We start from the raw sequence: 18,061 nt of genomic DNA, 5'->3' as shown, positions 1-18,061 counted from the left end.
CGCGCATGGCTGAAGAATTGGGGGCAGGCCGTGTTCGAGAACGGCCCGACCGGTATGTGGGTCATTCGAAGCAGAGGGGATTCTTTGAATGGTGAATTCACGTTTGGAAAGTGCGGTCGACGCTGCGGTTCTGCAGGCCGAAACCGAGCGCGACGAGCTGCGTGACGTTGTCGCCGGGATCCGTTCCGCGATCGAATCGGTGCAGACGCCCGGGAAGAGCGAGGGAAGCGAGCTTCGCCGCATTCTGTCGGAATTCTCCCAGGTGTCCGACGGACTCATCGGCGATCCGGCACAGAGCGAAACGTTCAACATCGCGTTCTTCGGCCGCACCGGCGCAGGGAAGAGCACATTGCTATCCATCCTGGGGTGCCTGGATGGCGCGCGAGTATCTGACGGCCACAGTGACTTCACTACCGAGGTCACCCCCGTCGCCTGGAACAAGTGCCAGCTCTGGGACACCCCGGGGATCAACGGCTGGGGGCGGCCGGAGGTGGATGAGCAGAGCGAGGTCTCGTCCAAAGACTCCGCCCGGGAACGCCGCTCGACTCTCGAGGGCAGAGCGCGGCGCGCAGTCGAGAAGGCAGACCTGGTGCTGCTCTGTTTCGACAGTCAGAGCCAGCAGGCGTCGGAGTTCGGCAAGATCGCGGCGTGGGTCCAGGAGTTCGGCAAGCCCGTGATAGCTGTCTTGAACGTGCGGAATCCACGTTGGCGCCACTCGCGGAGGCTCGTCGGGGTGGCGGCGCGGAAGACGTTGTCGCGCGCTGTGGCCGAGCACGCCGGCAACATTCGTACCGAGCTCGATCGGATAGGGCTCACCGGCACGCCGATCGTCGCCTACCACGCCCAGCGGGCTCTTTTCGCGAGAGCGTCCGAACCTTACTCGGGACCGGCGGCTGACAGTCTCGCCGTGGAACGCGAGCAGTTCGGTAGTGACTACCTGCTCGCGAGTTCGAACTTCCCCGCACTCGAACAACTCATCGTGAGTGCGATCGCTCACGGCGCAGCGGACCTGCGGAGGACATCGATGCGCGACGGACTGCGGGGCGCCGCTGATCGAGCCTCGGCCGAACTCGCGGTCATGGTCACGGATGCGGAGGATCGCATCGCGCTGGCCGATGTCACAGCGATGAAGCTGATCGACGTTCTGGGCTATCCGGAGGAGGAGAACCGGACAGACCTGCTCGGTGTCAGCGCGCCGATCCTCCGAGACGCTGAGGAGGCACGTGGTGGTCCGTACCTCGGAACCGCGAGTGGGTCCATCGATCGATTCTTCGAGCGGCTCGTGGAGAAGCACCTGGCAGCGCCACGACAAATGGTGCTGAACGAGGTTGAGATCCTGGTGAGTGAAAACCTCCGGAACGGGGACGACACCACAGCCGAGGACATCCGAGACGTATATGAACGCCACCGCGAGGATCTCACGACGGCGGTTGCCGAGATGTGGGCCGCAGCCGGCGCTTTCCTCAACCGCAGGGTGAGCGTTGTCCTCGCGCAGGGCGATGAGGACGTTGCGCTGGGCAGTGCGGCGGGTGCCCGACGAGACGGTGGTCTGAAGGGTGTCTTCGGACGTGTTCTGAGCATCGTCGGTATCGGCGCCTCTGCGGCAGGCGGCGTGCTCGTGCTGCCCGCGGTCACCAATTTCTGGAATCCCGCCGGATGGGTCAGCGGTACCGCGGTCATCGGGTTGAACGCCGTCGGCGCAGCTGCGGGAGCCCTTGGGGGCAAGCTCAGCGCAGATGGACAGAAGGACGGTGCCCGGCATCGATCTCGCGCACTCCAGGAGGTGCGGGATGCGGTGAACGAGTCCTTCGATACGGTCGAGGCGGATCTTCGCCGTGGCTTCCACGATCAGAAGTGGCGTGCCGCGGCGCCACACCTCATCGAGGCGTTGGAACAGGTGGTGAACCTGAATCGGTACGCGCAGTCCGTGCCAGCGGCCAACGTCGCGATAGCCCGGAGTCGTGACCGGATCCGTCGCTCTCCCGAGCCGGGGGAGGTCATCGACGGTGCGGTTGCCGAAGTTGTGGCGAGCCGGAGACGAAAATCCACTCGTTCGCTAACCGCGGCTGACGTCTGGCTGGGTGAGGACTGGATCGAGGCCACAGACGTGGCGGTGGTCGAGACCCGCGCGGAAGTGCTTGATCACCTCGCCACGACGCGTGCCAATGATCGGAAGCGGTTGGACCGCTTCATCGCCAGAGCCTGGACTCCCGTGGATCAAGTAGGCCTGGACAAGTGGCTTTCACGGATCGACGCCATGGTGGACGACGAGACCAAAGATCGTGTTGAGAACATTTTCGCAGTGTTCGACGGTGTCCCATCGGTCGTGGTGGTAGGTGACTACAGTGCGGGCAAGAGCAGTCTGGTCAAACGTCTTCTGGCAGAGGTGGGTGCCACTGAGCCACGGGCTCTCCGAATATCTGGCGCTGTCGCTACGGACACCGTTCAAGTCTGTGACGCAGGGCATTTCCGCATCGTCGATAGTCCCGGGTTCCAGAGTGGTCGGGCGCATCACGACTCCATCGCGCTCGCGGCGACGGTCAGCGCTGCGCTCGTCGTCGTCGTTCTGCACGTCAACTTGATGATCGGTGATACTGGACTGCTCGAATCGATCGTGGCCGGGACCGAACTCACGGTGGGTAAGGGACGGAGGGTGCTGTTCCTGGTGAACCGGGCCGACGAGTTGGGCGCGGACCCGACTATCGCGCCCGAGGACTTCGCACGCCTGAAGGATCTCAAGGCCGCTGAATTGCGGGGAGCACTTGCGTCCTTGTCCGTCGAAATCGACGACCTGCAGGTTCACCTCGTGGCAGGCGATCCGTTCGGTCAATATGCGGATCAGGCCACCGTGGTACGGGCGGATTTCGACGAGAACCGGACGTGGGACGGTGTCGATCCCCTCAAGAATGCACTCCTCGGATTCAGTCGTGGTGCAGCGCGTTCGGGGGCTATCCGGGGAGCGATCGACGAGGCGTGCGCGATCCTGGCACGCCGCGGGCAGGTGGTAGACGATCGATCCCGGGAGCTCGAGCAAGAGTCCGACGTGACAGAGGACCTGATGCGTGCGCTCACTGCTGCCGAGAAAGAGGCGCGAACCCTGGAGGAATCGGTGCGAGAGCGGATCGCCAAGGCCGTACGCCGTCGAACCGATAGCACGATCGACGAGATCCGCAAGATCGCGCCAGGCGACGGCAGTGGCCTCAAGGATGCCGTCGACGGGTGGCTGGACGAACCGTTCTGGCGGGATCTGGAGCGACTGTTCGACGTCATCGGTACGGAGAGCCAACGTCTGGTCGAGGAGCACTCATCGGCGATCCGGCGAGAACTGGAGTTCACACGCATTGAATTCGCAGGTATGCGGCCGGCAGGAGCGGTCGATGGAGCTGTCGGTGCGCCGGGCGGTCAGGGCGGCGGGGCCGCCGCCGCGGGATCCAGCGCATTCAGGCTGTCTGCCGGACTTGCCAAGACGCTGGGCAACAGGGACGCCGTCTATGCCATCGGCAAGGCGATCGGCGTGAAGTTCCGGCCGTGGGGCGCGGTGAACGCGGGCAGGGCAGTCGGCAAGGTCGCGCCGATTCTGAGCTTCGTGGCAGCGGGACTGGAAACCTACAAGCTCCATGCTGACTCCGTCGCAGCCAACAAGATGCGCCAGGCGAAGGCAGACGCCGAGGAACGGCTACACGCGAGCTCAGCGGAGTTGGTGGAATCGGTAATGCGTGGCGACGAGGAACGCCCCGGTCCTGGCGCAGTTCTCTCGGACTTCGCAGCGACCGTGCGTGCGCTCCGCGAGGAGATTCGCGCAGCGCACTCCGACTCCGCCGCACTGTGGGGGGCGTTGCGCGCGGAGCGCCTTCACATCTCCGAGCTCTTGTCGGACGCGGCGGAGCTGACCCTCATCCAAAATGTGGAGGACTGACACGATGAATGTCGAACAAGCCAAACAGTGGTACGCGGAAGCGGTCGAGGACGGCTCTGCCGTTGAGGAGTGGACGGCGTTCGCGGGCGATCCACGGCCGGTCGTCACGGTCCTCGGTTCGTACGACGTGGGTAAGAGCAGCCTCATCCGCCGCCTTCTGGTCGACGCCGGCGCGGAGGTGCCCGACTGGCTCACTATCAGCGCCCGTCACGAGACCTTCGACGTCAACGAGGCGGGAGTGCACGGCATTCGGCTGCGGGACACACCTGGGCTCGCGGTGGGAGCAGATGACGCACGGGGCCTGTCCAACTCCGCGCACGCACTGACCTCATCCATAGCCACTGATGTGCTGGTGGTCGTTCTGACGCCGCAGTTGGCCACTGGCGAAATCGACGTTCTGCGGGCGATTCTGGCCCGAGGATGGGATCCGGGAACTCTCTGGTTCGTGATCTCGCGCTTCGACGAAGCCGGCGTGGATCCGGAGACGGATCCCGCCGGGTACAGCGATCTTGCAGATCGGAAGCGGGATGAACTGCGAGCCGCGTTCTCACTCTCGGAGGACGTGCCGGTCTTCGTCGTGGCCGCTGACGGGTTTCAGTACGCCGCGAGCGAGCACGCCCCCGATCCGGCTGTCTGGGAGTCCAATCGCGCATGGGACGGAATGAACGAGTTGGCGGCCGCGCTCAAGGATGTCGCGGCAGATCGACCGGTCCTGCGCGGATTCGCCGAGGACAGGTACTGGCGCACGATCGTTCGAGACGTCTGCGACGGCATTGAGGAGCAGCTCCCGGACATGGAGTCGGCGGCGGTGCAAGCGAACCTCGTCGAGCAGGCCACCCAGGCGTGGAGAGACGAGCTCGGGCATCTCGGTGCGGCAGCGAAGGCCGGCCTGCGTGGCATCCTGGCGGCAGCCGCCCGCGACGGCTACGGCGCTGACAAGGAGTCCTGGAGCAGGGTAGGCGAGGATCTCTCGCGGTCCCTGAACTCGTGGCTCCTCCAGGAATCGGCCGACCTCGACCGTCTCGCGAACGATGTCGATCGCAGCGCACGCACTGAACGTCAGAACCCGAACTGGCAGAAGCTGGACGAACTCATCTCGGCGGCACTCGATTACGAGGTGGATGAGGTGGAGACCCCCGAGGTGAGCGAAAAGTTGAAGACTTTCGGGCCGTACGTTGTGCAGGCAGTCGTCATCGGCGTTCCGATGATCGTCCACCTACGTTCAAGGGGGCTTGACGGAATCGGCGACCTTGAGAAGATCGTTGCGGCGCAAGCCGGTCGCGTCGGAAGGGTGAATGCCGGGGCGGACTTCGTCATCGATCGGGTGGCCCCATTGATCGCGGAAGCACTGACCAACCACGCTCAGGCGCGGGCCGAGACCGCCGCCTGGCGCGGCCGGGTCGATGACTTCATTGAACAGATTCGCGAGGTGGCGCTGGAGCAATGGGAGGTGCGCATCGCCGAGACGAGGGATCTGATCGAGATAGCGGGCGGCGGGCAGGCGCAGCTGGCAGCGGGGCTTCGCTCAGCTCTGGAAGACGCGCAAGGGAGGTGTGCTGAGGGAAGGGCACTTCTCCGCACAGAGTGAGGTCTCTGTAGCCGCGGCCGCCCGCAACCGACGATCGCGGATGCGAATTGCTGGGAGTCTCGCACCTGTCACACCCCGGCGGTAGCCTCCGGGCATCGTCGAAGGGGGCACGATGTCGGACCTGCAATCACTACTCACGGCGCAGATCGTCCCGCCCGAACGGGCGGCGGATTACCTGCGCGCCATGGACATCGAGGTCGAGGATCTCTACGCCTCGATCGCCGAGGGGGTGCGGTGCGCGGAGGAGCTCGACCACTTCGCCCCGCCCACGGCGCCGGGCCTGATGCGCTGGGTCGGGGTGGTCGCCGAGCTGCGTCGCCGGCTCGCCGCCACGGGCCGGTGGCTGCCGGACGATCGCCGGGGGCAGCCGATCAGCCGCCACCTCGAGAGCCGGCGCACGCTCGCCGTCATGAGCGGCGACTGGGCAACGGGAAGCCCGCACTAGGCGTCCGGGCCCCACGCCGTCCGGCGCAAGGGACGCGCCACCGCCGATTCGTTCCACCCCGACGAGGTGCTGTTCCCGCTCGAGGCCCTCACACCGGTCCGGTGGTCCGACGGTGCGCTCGCCGGGACCTGGGTCCTGCTCTACCGCGACGACGGCGGCGCGATCCGCTTGGAGGTCTCCCAGCCCGCCGGTTTCGACCGTGACTCCGGGCAGTTCACCGGCTGGACGGTGCGCGTCCTGCTCGACGACTGGCGCCCGGGCGATCGGCGCCGTCCGCCGTCGAGGATCGGTGCCGGGTTCGATCTGCAACTCGTCCGGTCCGTCGCATGACGGGCTCGGCGAAACCGGACCGCGCACCGTCGGGCATGGGGTAGTGATGGTCCATGCCCGAACCGATCCTGCCCCTGGTCTCCACGATGCAAGACGATCAGCTCTCGCTCGCGACGCTCCTCAAGCACGCCACCACCTGGTACGCGGACGCAGCTGAGGTGGCCACCTGGACGCCAGAGAAGACCACCCGGATGAGCTTCGGCGAGATGGGGCGCGACGCTGCCCGGCTCGCCCACGCGCTCACCGCACTCGGTGTGGTGCCGGGGGACCGGGTGGGCACGTTCCAGTGGAACAACAACGAGCACATGACGGCCTATGTCGCCATCCCCGCGATGGGCGCCGTGCTGCACACGATCAACATCCGCCTGTTCCCCGATCAGATCACCTACATCGCCAACCACGCGGCGGACCGCGTGATCATCGCCGACGGCAGCCTGATCCCGCAGCTCAACGCCGCCATCGGCGGCATGACCACGATCGAGCACGTCATCGTGGTGGACGGGGACAAGGACCTGATCGAGGCGCCGAACGGGGTGCGACTGCACGACTACCGCGATCTGCTCGACGCCCAGCGCGACGAGTACGACTGGCCGGACATCGATGAGCGCGCCGCCGCAGCCGCCTGCTACACCTCCGGCACCACCGGTGACCCCAAGGGCGTCATGTACAGCCACCGGAGCATCTGGCTGCACTCCACCGCGGTCTGCGCCAGCTACGGACTGGGGATGGGCCCGAACGACACGGTGCTGCCGATCGTGCCGATGTTCCACGCGATGAGCTGGGGCACGCCGTTCGGCGCGCTCATGTCCGGCGCCTCGCTGATCCTGCCGGACCGCTACCTGCAGCCCGAGCCCATGGTCCGCCTCCTCGCGGAGGAGCGGCCGACGATCTCGGCCGCGGTCCCGGCCGTGTGGATCGGCATCGTCAACCACCTCGACAAGCACCCGCAGGACATCACGCATCTGCGGCACATCGCGTGCGGCGGCTCGGCGGTCCCGCTCAGCCTCGCGCAGGCGCTGGACCGGCACGGCGTGACGATCGTGCAGGCGTGGGGGATGACGGAGACCTCGCCGGTGGCGAGCATCGCCTGGCCGCCGCGCGGCGTCACCGGCGACGACGCGTGGGCCTACCGCAACACACAGGGCCGGTTCCTCCCCGGCGTGCAGGGGCGCCTCGTCGACGACCTGGGGGAGGTCGTTCCCGCCGATGGCGTCACCCAGGGCGAGGTGCAGGTGCGCGGCCCGTGGGTCACGGGCAGCTACTACAGCCCCGCGGGCTCCGAGCCCGTGGGCGCCGACAAGTTCGAGGACGGCTGGCTGCGCACCGGCGACATCGGCAGGTTGACGCCGGACGGCTACGTGACCCTCGTGGACCGGTCGAAGGACGTCATCAAGTCCGGCGGTGAGTGGATCAGCTCCGTCGAACTCGAGAACGAGGTCATGGCCCACCCCGCGGTGCTCGAAGCGGTGGCCATCGGCGTTCCCGACCCGAAGTGGGACGAGCGGCCGTTGGTCGCGGTCGTGCTCCACCCCGGTGCGGAGGTCACCATCGCTGAGCTGCGCGAACACCTCGTCGGGAAGTTCGCGAAGTGGCAGATCCCCGACAACTGGGCGTTCATCGCCGAGGTTCCGAAGACCTCCGTCGGCAAGTTCGACAAGAAGGTTCTGCGGGCCCAGCACGCGGACGGCGGACTGGACGTGCGTAGCGAATAGCGAGTCGGACGGGCGTGTCAAAACATCAAGGGTTGACACGATGATGCATTCTGAAAGGCGTGTCCGAGCAGTCTGACGATCCGCGCTGGGTCGCCGCTGCCAATTGGGCGGCGGCCGGCGGCTTCGGCGTGGGCGCGATCGCCCAGCGCGAGGGGGTCACCCGGATCGACGCCCTGTTGGCGATCATCGAGGAGTGGCGTCGGACGCCGGACCTGTTCACGCGGTCGCCCGCGGCCGCGGTTCCGGTAGGGGTCGAGCAGTGTCCGGACTGCGGGATCTGGTTCTCCGATGTCGACGCGCACAGCCTGGTGCACCGCGGCCTGGGCATCCGCGAGCGGACCGATTCCGTGGCGGACGGTGCGCGGCACACCGTCGGGAACGGAGCGCGTCCCCGTCGGTTGCGGGACCCGGTCCCGGACGAGGGGCCGGATCCTCGGCTCATCCAGCACGCCTCCCCGATGACCGAGCCGCCCGACGACACGCCCTGGCGTACCTGGGCGGAGGCGGCCAACTGGGCGGCGGCCAACGGGCTCGGTCCGAGCCGCCTCGCGGACCGCGTGGGCATCGACGCCGCGTCGGTGACCGTGGCGATCATCGACGCCTGGAGCCACGACCCGGCCTCGTTCACGGTGCCCGGGGCGGTCAACGTGCCGGGTGGCGCGCTCAAGCAGTGCCCGGCGTGCGGTCTGTGGTTCGCGAGTGTCGACAACCACATCGCAGCGCACGGACGGATCAGCGGAGCGCGGCGGGGCTCGGTGCGCGTGCCGGCGCTGTGGAACCTCCGGGCGGACCACGACGGGCACGCCGCGCCGCGCACCGCCTTCGAGCGCGCGATGGAGCGGGCCGGTCACCTCGACCACTACCTGGAACTGCGGAGGTCGGTGCTCGAGCACCTCAGCCCGCCGCAGTTCCGCAGCCGCATCGACGCCTCGCAGCAGCGGGCGGCGGAGATCCTGCGCCGGATCTCGGGCGAATGCGGCTACGAGGAGGCCGTGGGGGAACTCCTGCTCTCGCGGCCGGGGGTGCTCTTCGACGACGGCGACCGCGTGCAGTGCCACCTGTGCGGTCTGTGGATGGCCATGATCACCCCGCACCTGGGGCTGCACGACATCGAGGCGGCGGGCTATCGCGAGCGGTTCGACCTCGCGGAAGGCGATCCGTTGGTCTCGCGCAGCATGCACCGACCACCCACCGAACATGTCGGCCATCCGTCCTAATCTGGTGGGGTGGCCGATCCGCAGAGTTACCGCCCCGCACCGGGCACCATTCCCACGCAGCCCGGTGTGTACAAGTTCCGGGACAAGCACGGCCGGGTCGTCTACGTCGGCAAGGCGAAGTCGCTGCGCAGCCGGCTGAACTCCTACTTCGCCGATGTCTACGGCCTGCACCCGCGCACCCAGCAGATGGTCACCACCGCGGCGTCCGTCGAGTGGACCGTGGTGGGCACCGAGGTCGAGGCGCTGCAGCTCGAGTACAACTGGATCAAGGAGTTCGACCCGCAGTTCAACGTCCGCTACCGGGACGACAAGACCTACCCGATGCTGGCGGTCACGCTCAACGAGGAGTACCCGCGGCTGTACGTCTACCGCGGGCCGCGGCGCAAGGGCGTGCGCTACTTCGGCCCGTACAGCCACGCCTGGGCCATCCGCGAGACGCTGGACCTGCTGCTGCGCGTCTTCCCCGCACGCACCTGCTCGGCGGGAGTGTTCAAGCGGCACAGCCAGATGGGGCGCCCCTGCCTGCTCGGGTACATCGACAAGTGCTCGGCGCCGTGCGTCGGTCGCGTCACGGCCGAGCAGCACCGGGACATCGTCCTGGACTTCTGCGACTTCCTCGCCGGCCGGACCGACAACCTGATCAAGCAGCTGGAGAACGACATGCTCACGGCCAGCGAGGAGCTGGACTTCGAGCGCGCCGCGCGCCTGCGTGACGATGTCTCGGCCCTCCGCAAGGCCGTCGAGAAGCAGGCCGTGGTGCTCGGCGACGGCACCGACGCGGATGTCATCGCCTTCTCCGCGGACGAGCTCGAGGCCGCGGTGCAGATCTTCCACGTCCGTGGCGGCCGGGTCCGCGGCCAGCGCGGGTGGGTGGTGGAGAAGCCCGGGGATGCGGAGCAGAACGAGCACGCGGAGCTGCTGGAGCAGTTCGTCACCCAGTTCTACGGCGAGGAGGCGGAGCGGGCGAAGCAGTCGGGTGCGGACGCGCCCAACCCGGTACCGCGCGAGGTTCTCGTCCCCGGCCTGCCGGACGACGCGGAGGAGTTGCAGGACTGGCTCTCGGGCTTGCGGGGCGCCCGCGTCTCGCTGCGGATCCCGCAGCGCGGCGACAAGCGCACCCTGATGGAGACGGTCGAACGCAATGCCGTCGAGGCCCTGCATCAGCACAAGCTCAAGCGCTCCGGCGATCTCACGGCCCGGTCGGCGGCCCTGCAGGGGCTGCAGGACGCGCTGGATCTGGACGAGGCGCCGCTGCGCATCGAGTGCGTGGACATCAGTCACATCCAGGGCTCCGACGTGGTGGCCTCGCTGGTCGTCTTCGAGGACGGGCTGGCCAAGAAATCGGACTACCGCCACTACGGCATCAAGGAGGCCGCAGGCGACGGCCACAGCGACGACGTGGCGTCGATCGCCGAGGTCACCCGCCGCCGTTTCCTCCGCCACAAGGCCGACGGCGGTGCCGGCGCCGGGACGGCCGACGCGGCGACCGACCCGGTCGCGGACTCGGGCGACGGTGGCGACCTGGCCCCGGAGGCCGCGATCGATCCGCAGACGGGGCGGCCCCGCCGGTTCGCGTACCCGCCGAACCTCTACGTGGTCGACGGTGGCGCGCCCCAGGCCGCCGCCGCGCAGGAGGTGCTCGACGAGCTCGGGGTCACCGATGTCGCGGTCATCGGCCTCGCCAAGCGGCTCGAGGAGGTGTGGGTGCCCGGCGAGGACGATCCGGTCATCCTCCCGCGCAGCTCCGATGCGCTGTTCCTGCTGCAGCGGGTGCGCGACGAGGCGCACCGGTTCGCGATCTCCTTCCATCGCAACAAGCGGTCGAAGCGGATGACGGTCAGCGCGCTGGACGCGATCCCCGGCCTCGGGGATACGCGGAAGGCCGCGCTCATCAAGCACTTCGGGTCCGTGGCCAAGCTGCGAGAGGCGAGCCTGGAGGACATCGTCGAGGTGCCCGGGATCGGGCTGACCACGGCGCGCACCGTGCTCGACGGTCTGCGGACCGACATCGCATGAGCGTCTCGAGCGTCGTGGCGCAGGTCGCCCCCGTCCTCGTCTTCCTCCTCGCGATCACGGTCGTCGCCGAGGTCGCGCAGCTCGCCGGCGTCTTCGAGGCACTGGGGGTGCTGGCCGCCCGGCTCGGCCGCGGCCGGGTGCTGCTCATGTGGCTGTGGGTGGTCCTGGTCGCGTGCGTGGCCACCATCGTCCTGAGCCTGGACACGACCGCGGTTCTGCTGACCCCGGTGGTCCTCGCGGCGGCCCTGCGCCTGGGAATCGCGCCGCTGCCCTTCGCGATGACCACGGTGTGGCTGGCGAACACCGCGTCGCTGCTGCTGCCGGTCTCCAATCTCACGAATCTCCTTGCCGTGTACCACTTCGACGGCGGCGTGCGCGCGTACCTGGCGCTGTCGTGGCGGCCCGCGCTGGCCGCGATCGCGGTCACCGTGGTGGTGCTGTGGTCGCTGCACCGCCGAGCGCTGCGCGGCACCTACGTCGTACCGGAGCACGCGCCGCCGCCGGACCGGGTCCTGTTCGGCGTCGCCGCGGTGGCCTGCGCCGTGCTCGGGCCCGCGTTCGCGCTCGGCGTCCCGCCCTGGGCGGCGGCGACGGTGGCCGCGGTGGTCCTGGTCGGCGCGCTCGCGGCCCGGCAGCCGCGGCTGCTCCGCGAGGTCGAGGTGCCGTGGCGGATGGTGCTCATCCTCGCGGTCGTGTTCACCCTGCTCCAGGTGGCGCTGCGGCTCGGCCTGGAGGACGTGCTGCGTTCGGTCGCGGGCGCGGGCACGGCACCGTCGGACCTGCTGCGGTTGGCGGGGGTCGGGGCCCTCGCCGCCAACGGCGTCAACAACCTGCCGGCCTACTTCGCACTCGAACCCACCGCGACGGGCGAACCCGTCCGGCTCATGGCGCTCCTGATCGGCGTCGGCGTGGCACCGGTGGTCACGCTGTGGGCGTCCTTGGCCACGCTGCTGTGGCGAGAGCGGTGCGCCCGCGCGGGGGTGCGGATCGATGCGCGACGGTTCGCCGGCCACGGTCTGATCCTGGCGGTGACGGCGACCCTCGCCGCGGTCCTCGTGCTCTGAGGTGTCGGATATGCGGGGGTTCGTTCCCTTCGCTCCGGCTGGTTAGTGTAGCGTCGCCTTACTCCCGCCCGCCGTGAGTGATTTCGTTGCACAAGAAAAGGATTCGACGATGTCGTTGCGCACGCGTACCACCCTGGCCGCCGCATTGGTGGCGGTGGCCTCCCTCACGATCACCTCCTGTGGCTCGAGCAGCGACGGTGCCGCACCGTCGAGCGCCGGCGCCGAGGGCGGTGACCTGACCCTCTACAACGCCCAGCACGACAGCCTCACCAAGGAGTGGGTCGCGAAGTTCACCGAGCAGACCGGCATCAAGGTCACGATCCGGCAGGGCAAGGACTCGGAGCTGGCCCAGCAGATCATCGCCGAGGGCGACCGCTCGCCCGCGGACGTCTTCCTCACGGAGAACTCGCCGGCCATGACGCAGGTCGAGAACAAGGGCCTGTTCGCGGATGTCGACGCGGCGACCCTCGCCCAGGTGGGTGCGGGTCTCAAGCCGTCGACGGGGAAGTGGACCGGCATCGCCGCCCGTTCCACCGTGCTGGTCTACGACAAGCGCAAGCTCACCCCCGAGCAGCTGCCGAAGTCGATGACCGACCTCGCGAGCCCGGAGTGGAAGGGGCGCTGGAGCGCCTCGCCGTCGGGCGCCGACTTCCAGGCGATCGTCTCCGCGTACCTCCAGCTCAAGGGGGAGCAGGCGACCAAGGACTGGCTCGCCGCGATGAAGGCGGGCGCCACGGCCTACAAGGGCAACGGCGCCGCGATGAAGGCGGTCAACGCAGGCGAGGTGGACACCGCGCTGATCTACCACTACTACTACTACGGAGACCAGGCCAAGACCGGCGAGAACTCCGGCAACGTGGGCACCCACTACTTCAAGAACCAGGACCCGGGCGCCTTCGTGTCGGTCTCGGGCGGCGGCGTGCTCAAGTCCTCGAAGAAGCAGGCCCAGGCGCAGCAGCTGCTGAAGTTCATCACCTCCAAGACCGGCCAGGAGGTCCTGGAGAAGGGCACCTCGTTCGAGTACCCCGTGGCGTCCGACGTCCCGGCCAACCCGAAGCTGGTCCCCATGGCCGACCTGCAGGCACCGACCGTCGACCCGGGGAAGCTCAACGGCCCGCAGGTCGTGACACTGATGACCGAGGCGGGGCTGCTCTGAGGCTGCTCACCATCGCGGCCGCCGCCATTGCGGCGGTCGCGGCAGTGCCTCTGGGTTTCGTCGTCTACTCCGCGATCGACACCGGCTGGGCGGAATCCGTCCGGCTGGTGTTCCGCCCCCGCGTCGGTGAGCTGCTCGCCAACACCGTGCTGCTCACCCTGATCGCCGTGCCGCTGAGCGTGGTCGTCGGCGTGGCGGGCGCGTGGCTGGTCGAGCGGACCGTGCTGTGGGGCCGCCGGGCGTGGTCGCTGCTGCTCGCCGCGCCGCTCGCGATCCCCGCGTTCGTGGGGAGTTACGGCTGGGTGTCCGCGATTCCGTCGCTCGGCGGCCTGTGGTCCGGGGTGCTCATCGCGGTGCTCTTCTACTACCCGCTCGTCTACATTCCGGTGGCCGCCGCGCTGAGCCGGCTCGACCCGGCCCTCGAGGAATCGGCCGCCGCGCTGGGCCTGGGCCGCTGGGCGGTGTTCGTGCGCGTCGTGCTCCCACAGCTGCGCCTGGCCGCCCTCGGCGGTGCGGTGCTGGTGGCGTTGCACCTGCTCGCCGAGTACGGCGCCTTCGCCATGATCCGGTTCGACACCTTCACCACGGCGATCATGGTGCAGTACCAGTCGACCTTCAACGGCGCCGCGGGATCGATGCTCGCCGGTGTGCTCGCGGTGCTGTGCCTGCTCCTGCTGGTCGGTGAGGTGGCGGCGCGCGGCAAGGCCCGGTACGCGCGCATCGGCTCCGGTGCCGTCGCGGTGCCCGCTCGAATCCCGTTGGGCAGGCTTCACATCGGCGCGCAGCTGGCGCTGCTGGCGCTCGTCGCCGCGGCGCTCGGGCTGCCGCTGTGGTTCGTCGTGCGGTGGACCGTACGCGGTGCTGCGGCGACGGTGCCGGCCGACCTGATCGAGGCCCTCGGCACCTCGCTGGGCTACGGCGCGGCGACGGCGGTGCTCACCGTCGCCGCCGCGTTCCCGCTGGCCTACCTCGCCGTCCGGGCGCCGAACCGGATCACCCGCACGCTGGAGGCGTCCACGTACGTGAGCAGCGCGATGCCGGGCATCGTCATCGGGCTCGCGCTGGTCACGGTCTCCATCCGGGCGTTCCCGGACCTGTACCAGAGCGCGACGGTGCTCGTGGTGGCCTATGTCATGCTGTTCCTGCCGCGCGCCGCCGTCGGGCTGCGCGCCGGACTGGCGCAGGCTCCGCAGTCGTTGGAGGAGGCCGCCCGCGCGCTGGGCGCCGCGCCGCCGGTGGCGTTCGCGCGCATCACTGCGCGGCTCACCGCGCCCGCCTCGGCCGCGGGCGCGGCCCTCGTCTTCCTGGCGGTCACGAACGAGCTCACGGCGACGCTCCTCCTCGCGCCCAACGGCACTCGCACCCTCGCGACCGAGTTCTGGGCGAAGAGCAGCGAGATCGACTACGCCGGGGCCGCGCCCTACGCGCTCGCGATGGTGCTGCTGTCCCTACCCACCACCTACCTACTGTTCCAGCAGTCCCGACGGTCCGCCGGACGCAGCACCCGAGCCGGGGGAGACGGATGAGCGACGATCGCACAAACACGGGCGCCGAGCTGCAACTGCGCGGACTCACCAAACGCTTCGGCGCGGAGACGGTGCTGCGGGAGGTGGACCTGACGGTGCCCGCCGGCTCGATCACCGCGGTCGTGGGCCCCTCGGGATCCGGTAAGACGACGCTGCTGCGCCTGGTGGCGGGGTTCGCGCGACCCGACGCCGGCAGCGTGCGTCTGGGCGATCGCGAGCTGGCCTCCGGCACGGCCTGGGTCGCGGCGCATCGGCGGGGCGTCGGCTATGTGGCGCAGGACGGTGCGTTGTTCCCGCACCTGTCGGTCGCCCGCAACATCGCCTTCGCGATGGGGCCGTCACTGCCGGTGCGGCGGCGGGCCGCGGCCGGGCGAGTCGGCGAGTTGTTGGAGACGGTCTCGCTGGATCCCGCACTCGCGCGGCGCTATCCGCACGAGCTCTCGGGCGGCCAACAGCAGCGGGTCGCCCTGGCGCGCGCCCTCGCCGGCCGCCCGCGGATCATGCTGCTCGACGAGTCCTTCTCCGCCCTCGATGCGGGCCTGCGCGTGTCGACGCGCGCCGCTGTCGCGGAGGTCCTGGGGGCGGCCGGGATCACCACGGTGCTCGTCACGCACGATCAGGCCGAGGCGCTCTCCTTCGCCGACCAGGTCGCGGTGCTGCGCGACGGTGCCCTGGCGCAGGTCGGCCCGCCGGCGGGGGTCTACGCCCGTCCCGAGTCCGAGGTCGTGGCCCGGTTCCTCGGTGACATCGTCCTGCTCGACGGTGCCGTCGAGGGCGCCGTCGCCGACACCGCGCTGGGGTGGATCCCGCTGGCGGAGGGGACCTCCGATGGCGCAGGCGCGAAGCGGACCGTACTGCTGCGGCCCGAGCAGATCCGGATCGCGGGGGAGGGCGTGCCCGCCACCGTCACCCGGGTGGAGTTCTTCGGTCCGGACGCGACGGTCACCGTCGCACTGGGCGACGGGACCGTCGTCGTTCTCCGGCACCCGAGCACCGAGCTGCCCGCGGCGGGCGACGCGGTGCGGCTGCGCGTGGTCGGCTCCGCGGTGCTCTTGGCGGACTGATGGGTCAGGATCCGCCGAGCACGACCCCCTCGCGGCGCGGGTCGACACCGCCGGCGTAGACATCGCCCTGTTTCACGATCGCCGACAATCCGGAGACCTGCGGCGCGAGGTTGAGCTGATGGCCGAGCGCCCGCAGTTGCTCGACGACCTTCTTCCCCTCCTCGGTCGCCAGCACGGGATGGGCGCTGTCCACGTTCGTCTTCGGTGAGTTGGCGGCGCCGAAGTTCACCATGCCCACCGCCTGCTGCGGGTTGAGCTGCCAGTCCGTGAGCCCGATGATCGTCTTGATCACGAACTGGATGATGACGGCGCCGCCGGGGGATCCGAGCGCGCCGAGCACGTCTCCGCGGCCACCGTCGGAGCCGCGGGCGAACAGGATCGTCGGCGACATCGAGCTGCGGGGCCGCTTGTTCGGCTGCACCCGGTTCGCGACCGGCTGCCCGGTGGAATCGGTGGGCTCCGCGGAGAAGTCGGTGAGCTGATTGTTGAGCAGGAAGCCGTCGACCATGTGGTACGAGCCGAACGCCGACTCGACGGTGGTGGTCATCGACGCCACGTTGCCGTACTTGTCGAGCACAGTGATGTGGCTGGTGCCGTGCTCGGGTGTGGTGGTGACACCCGGTGTGGCGGTGGCGAACTCGCCGGGCTTGGCGGTACCCATCGTCTTGTTCCGGTCGATGAACTTGGCCCGGCCCGCCAGGTACGCGGGGTCCACGAGCGCGGCGGGGGAGCCGCCGGGCAGCGGGATGAAGTCGGGGTCGGCGATGTACTTGTCGCGGTCCGCGTACGCGAGCCGCTCGGCCTCGGAGATCAGGTGGATCGCCTCCGCGGTCGGGATGCCGCCGTCGGGGCCGGGATCCGCGCCGTGCACCGCGGCCGGTCCGAGTTTCGACAGGTCGAACGAGCCCAGGATGCCGAGAGCCTGCGCGACCGTGATCCCGCCCGACGAGGGTGCGGGCATGCCGCACAGCTCGCGGTCGCGGTAGGGGGTGCAGACCGCCTCACGGATCTTCACGGCGTACTTCGCCAGGTCCTCCGTCGTCATCGTGCCGGCGGTGCGGCCGCCCGTGGTGTCATGCACGGACGCCACGATCGCGTCGGCGATCGCGCCGGTGTAGAACGCCTTCGCGCCCTCGGAGGCGATGGCGCCCAGAGTCTTCGCGTAGGCGGGGTTGGTGAGTTTGACGCCCGCCTTCTTCGGCGCACCGTCGGGCTCGAGGAAGTAGGCCTTGAGGTCCGCGTCGTTCACGAAGTTCTTCGACTCGTCGGAGATCGCGCCGGCCAGGCGCGGGCTGATCTCGAACCCGTCGTCGGCCAGCTTCACGGCCGGATCGAACAGCTCGCGCCAGGTCTTGTTGCCGTGCTCGCCCTGGACCGCCTCGAGCAGGCGGAGCGCGCCGGGGACGCCGATCGCCCGCCCCGACGACCGGGCGTCGGGCTTCGGTGTCGTCTGCTCGGTGGGCGAGATCCAGCGCAGGTAGTTCTCGTCGGCGCTGGCGGGCGCCGTCTCCCGGCCGTCGTAGGCCTGGACCTTCTTGGTCTTCGCGTCGTAGTAGAGCAGGAAGGCGCCGCCCGCGATCCCGGAGGACTGGGGCTCCACGAGCCCGAGCACCGTCTGCGCCGCGACGAGTGCGTCGGCGGCGGTGCCGCCCTTGGCGAGCACCTCGCAGGCGGCCCTCGTCGAGATCGGGTTCGCGGTGGCCACCGCGTAGTCCTTGGTGTGCGTGACCGGGAGGCCGGACCGGTAGCCGGACGAGCCCTCGGGGTTGGTGCTGATGTCCCGCGGACCGTTCGGCGACGAGGTGGCCGAGGGCTGGTACGTGGTGCCCGCCGCGCCGGTCGCGTCGCAGCCACCCGCCGCGATCGTCACCGACGACGGTCCGCCGGACGAGCCGGCGTCCGACCCGGACGTCCCGCACCCCGCCACGGCGAGGGGGATCACGAGCGCGGCTGCCGCCGCAGACCTGAGCTGGAACATGGAGTCCTCCAAGGAGTGAAGATCCTCGCAACGTAACACCGGCCCGCGA

Annotated in this window: 12 protein-coding genes; 11 read left to right on the top strand and 1 reads right to left on the bottom strand. The window is 69.3% G+C overall.

The annotated features are described in order from the left end of the window. Window positions 1-88 precede the first annotated feature (88 nt). The 11 genes from AXK60_RS00810 (at window position 89) to AXK60_RS00760 (ending at window position 16,034) form a co-directional block, all read left to right on the top strand. Window positions 89-3,916, top strand: a complete 3,828-nt coding sequence (locus tag AXK60_RS00810) for a GTPase (protein ID WP_068569099.1) — start codon at window positions 89-91, stop codon at window positions 3,914-3,916. A gap of 4 nt (window positions 3,917-3,920) precedes the next feature. Beyond that, a complete protein-coding gene (locus AXK60_RS00805) occupies window positions 3,921-5,504 on the top strand; it encodes a GTPase domain-containing protein (protein ID WP_068569098.1) in 1,584 nt (527 codons plus the stop codon). 112 nt (window positions 5,505-5,616) lie between these two features. Then, complete coding sequence (locus tag AXK60_RS00800; RefSeq protein ID WP_068569097.1) at window positions 5,617-5,949, top strand: hypothetical protein; 333 nt, start codon at window positions 5,617-5,619, stop codon at window positions 5,947-5,949. 66 nt (window positions 5,950-6,015) lie between these two features. Beyond that, window positions 6,016-6,279, top strand: coding sequence for a hypothetical protein (locus tag AXK60_RS00795; RefSeq protein ID WP_068569096.1), 264 nt, complete (start codon window positions 6,016-6,018; stop codon window positions 6,277-6,279). A 53-nt stretch (window positions 6,280-6,332) separates the two neighbouring features. After that, complete coding sequence (locus AXK60_RS00790) at window positions 6,333-7,991, top strand: long-chain fatty acid--CoA ligase (RefSeq protein WP_244880994.1); 1,659 nt, start codon at window positions 6,333-6,335, stop codon at window positions 7,989-7,991. 59 nt (window positions 7,992-8,050) lie between these two features. Beyond that, entirely contained in the window at window positions 8,051-9,208 is a 1,158-nt protein-coding gene (locus AXK60_RS00785; RefSeq protein ID WP_068569095.1) for a hypothetical protein, read from the top strand. A 9-nt stretch (window positions 9,209-9,217) separates the two neighbouring features. Then, window positions 9,218-11,224 carry an excinuclease ABC subunit UvrC gene (gene uvrC, locus AXK60_RS00780; protein ID WP_068569094.1) on the top strand — a complete coding sequence of 669 codons (2,007 nt, stop codon included), beginning with the start codon at window positions 9,218-9,220 and terminating at the stop codon, window positions 11,222-11,224. Beyond that, window positions 11,221-12,288 carry an SLC13 family permease gene (locus tag AXK60_RS00775; RefSeq protein WP_068569093.1) on the top strand — a complete coding sequence of 356 codons (1,068 nt, stop codon included), beginning with the start codon at window positions 11,221-11,223 and terminating at the stop codon, window positions 12,286-12,288. Before uvrC ends, AXK60_RS00775 begins: the two co-directional genes overlap by 4 nt. Before the next feature lie 109 nt (window positions 12,289-12,397). Next, the gene (locus tag AXK60_RS00770) at window positions 12,398-13,444 is read left to right on the top strand and encodes an iron ABC transporter substrate-binding protein (RefSeq protein WP_068569092.1); all 1,047 of its coding nucleotides are present in this window, start codon (window positions 12,398-12,400) and stop codon (window positions 13,442-13,444) included. Then, window positions 13,441-14,970, top strand: coding sequence for an ABC transporter permease (locus tag AXK60_RS00765; protein ID WP_175399924.1), 1,530 nt, complete (start codon window positions 13,441-13,443; stop codon window positions 14,968-14,970). The genes AXK60_RS00770 and AXK60_RS00765 overlap by 4 nt, the downstream gene beginning before the upstream one ends. Continuing rightward, the gene (locus AXK60_RS00760) at window positions 14,967-16,034 is read left to right on the top strand and encodes an ABC transporter ATP-binding protein (RefSeq protein ID WP_068569091.1); all 1,068 of its coding nucleotides are present in this window, start codon (window positions 14,967-14,969) and stop codon (window positions 16,032-16,034) included. The genes AXK60_RS00765 and AXK60_RS00760 overlap by 4 nt, the downstream gene beginning before the upstream one ends. A gap of 4 nt (window positions 16,035-16,038) precedes the next feature. Here AXK60_RS00760 and ggt read toward each other — a convergent pair whose 3' ends face one another. Continuing rightward, a complete protein-coding gene (ggt, locus tag AXK60_RS00755) occupies window positions 16,039-18,012 on the bottom strand; it encodes a gamma-glutamyltransferase (RefSeq protein WP_068569090.1) in 1,974 nt (657 codons plus the stop codon). Window positions 18,013-18,061 lie beyond the last annotated feature (49 nt).

Origin of the sequence: Tsukamurella pseudospumae (assembly GCF_001575195.1) — a bacterium.
GTDB classification, from domain to species: domain Bacteria; phylum Actinomycetota; class Actinomycetes; order Mycobacteriales; family Mycobacteriaceae; genus Tsukamurella; species Tsukamurella pseudospumae.
This window is presented reverse-complemented; position numbering and strand designations above follow the sequence as displayed.

Excerpts from the sequence above, each read along its gene's own strand:
- AXK60_RS00805 (WP_068569098.1), top strand. The coding sequence starts at position 3,921 with ATGAATGTCGAACAAGCCAAACAGTGGTACGCGGAAGCGGTCGAGGAC.
- AXK60_RS00775 (WP_068569093.1), top strand. The coding sequence starts at position 11,221 with ATGAGCGTCTCGAGCGTCGTGGCGCAGGTCGCCCCCGTCCTCGTCTTC.
- ggt (WP_068569090.1), bottom strand. The coding sequence starts at position 18,012 with ATGTTCCAGCTCAGGTCTGCGGCGGCAGCCGCGCTCGTGATCCCCCTC.
- AXK60_RS00800 (WP_068569097.1), top strand. The coding sequence starts at position 5,617 with ATGTCGGACCTGCAATCACTACTCACGGCGCAGATCGTCCCGCCCGAA.
- AXK60_RS00760 (WP_068569091.1), top strand. The coding sequence starts at position 14,967 with ATGAGCGACGATCGCACAAACACGGGCGCCGAGCTGCAACTGCGCGGA.
- AXK60_RS00790 (WP_244880994.1), top strand. The coding sequence starts at position 6,333 with ATGCCCGAACCGATCCTGCCCCTGGTCTCCACGATGCAAGACGATCAG.
- AXK60_RS00810 (WP_068569099.1), top strand. The coding sequence starts at position 89 with ATGGTGAATTCACGTTTGGAAAGTGCGGTCGACGCTGCGGTTCTGCAG.
- AXK60_RS00770 (WP_068569092.1), top strand. The coding sequence starts at position 12,398 with ATGTCGTTGCGCACGCGTACCACCCTGGCCGCCGCATTGGTGGCGGTG.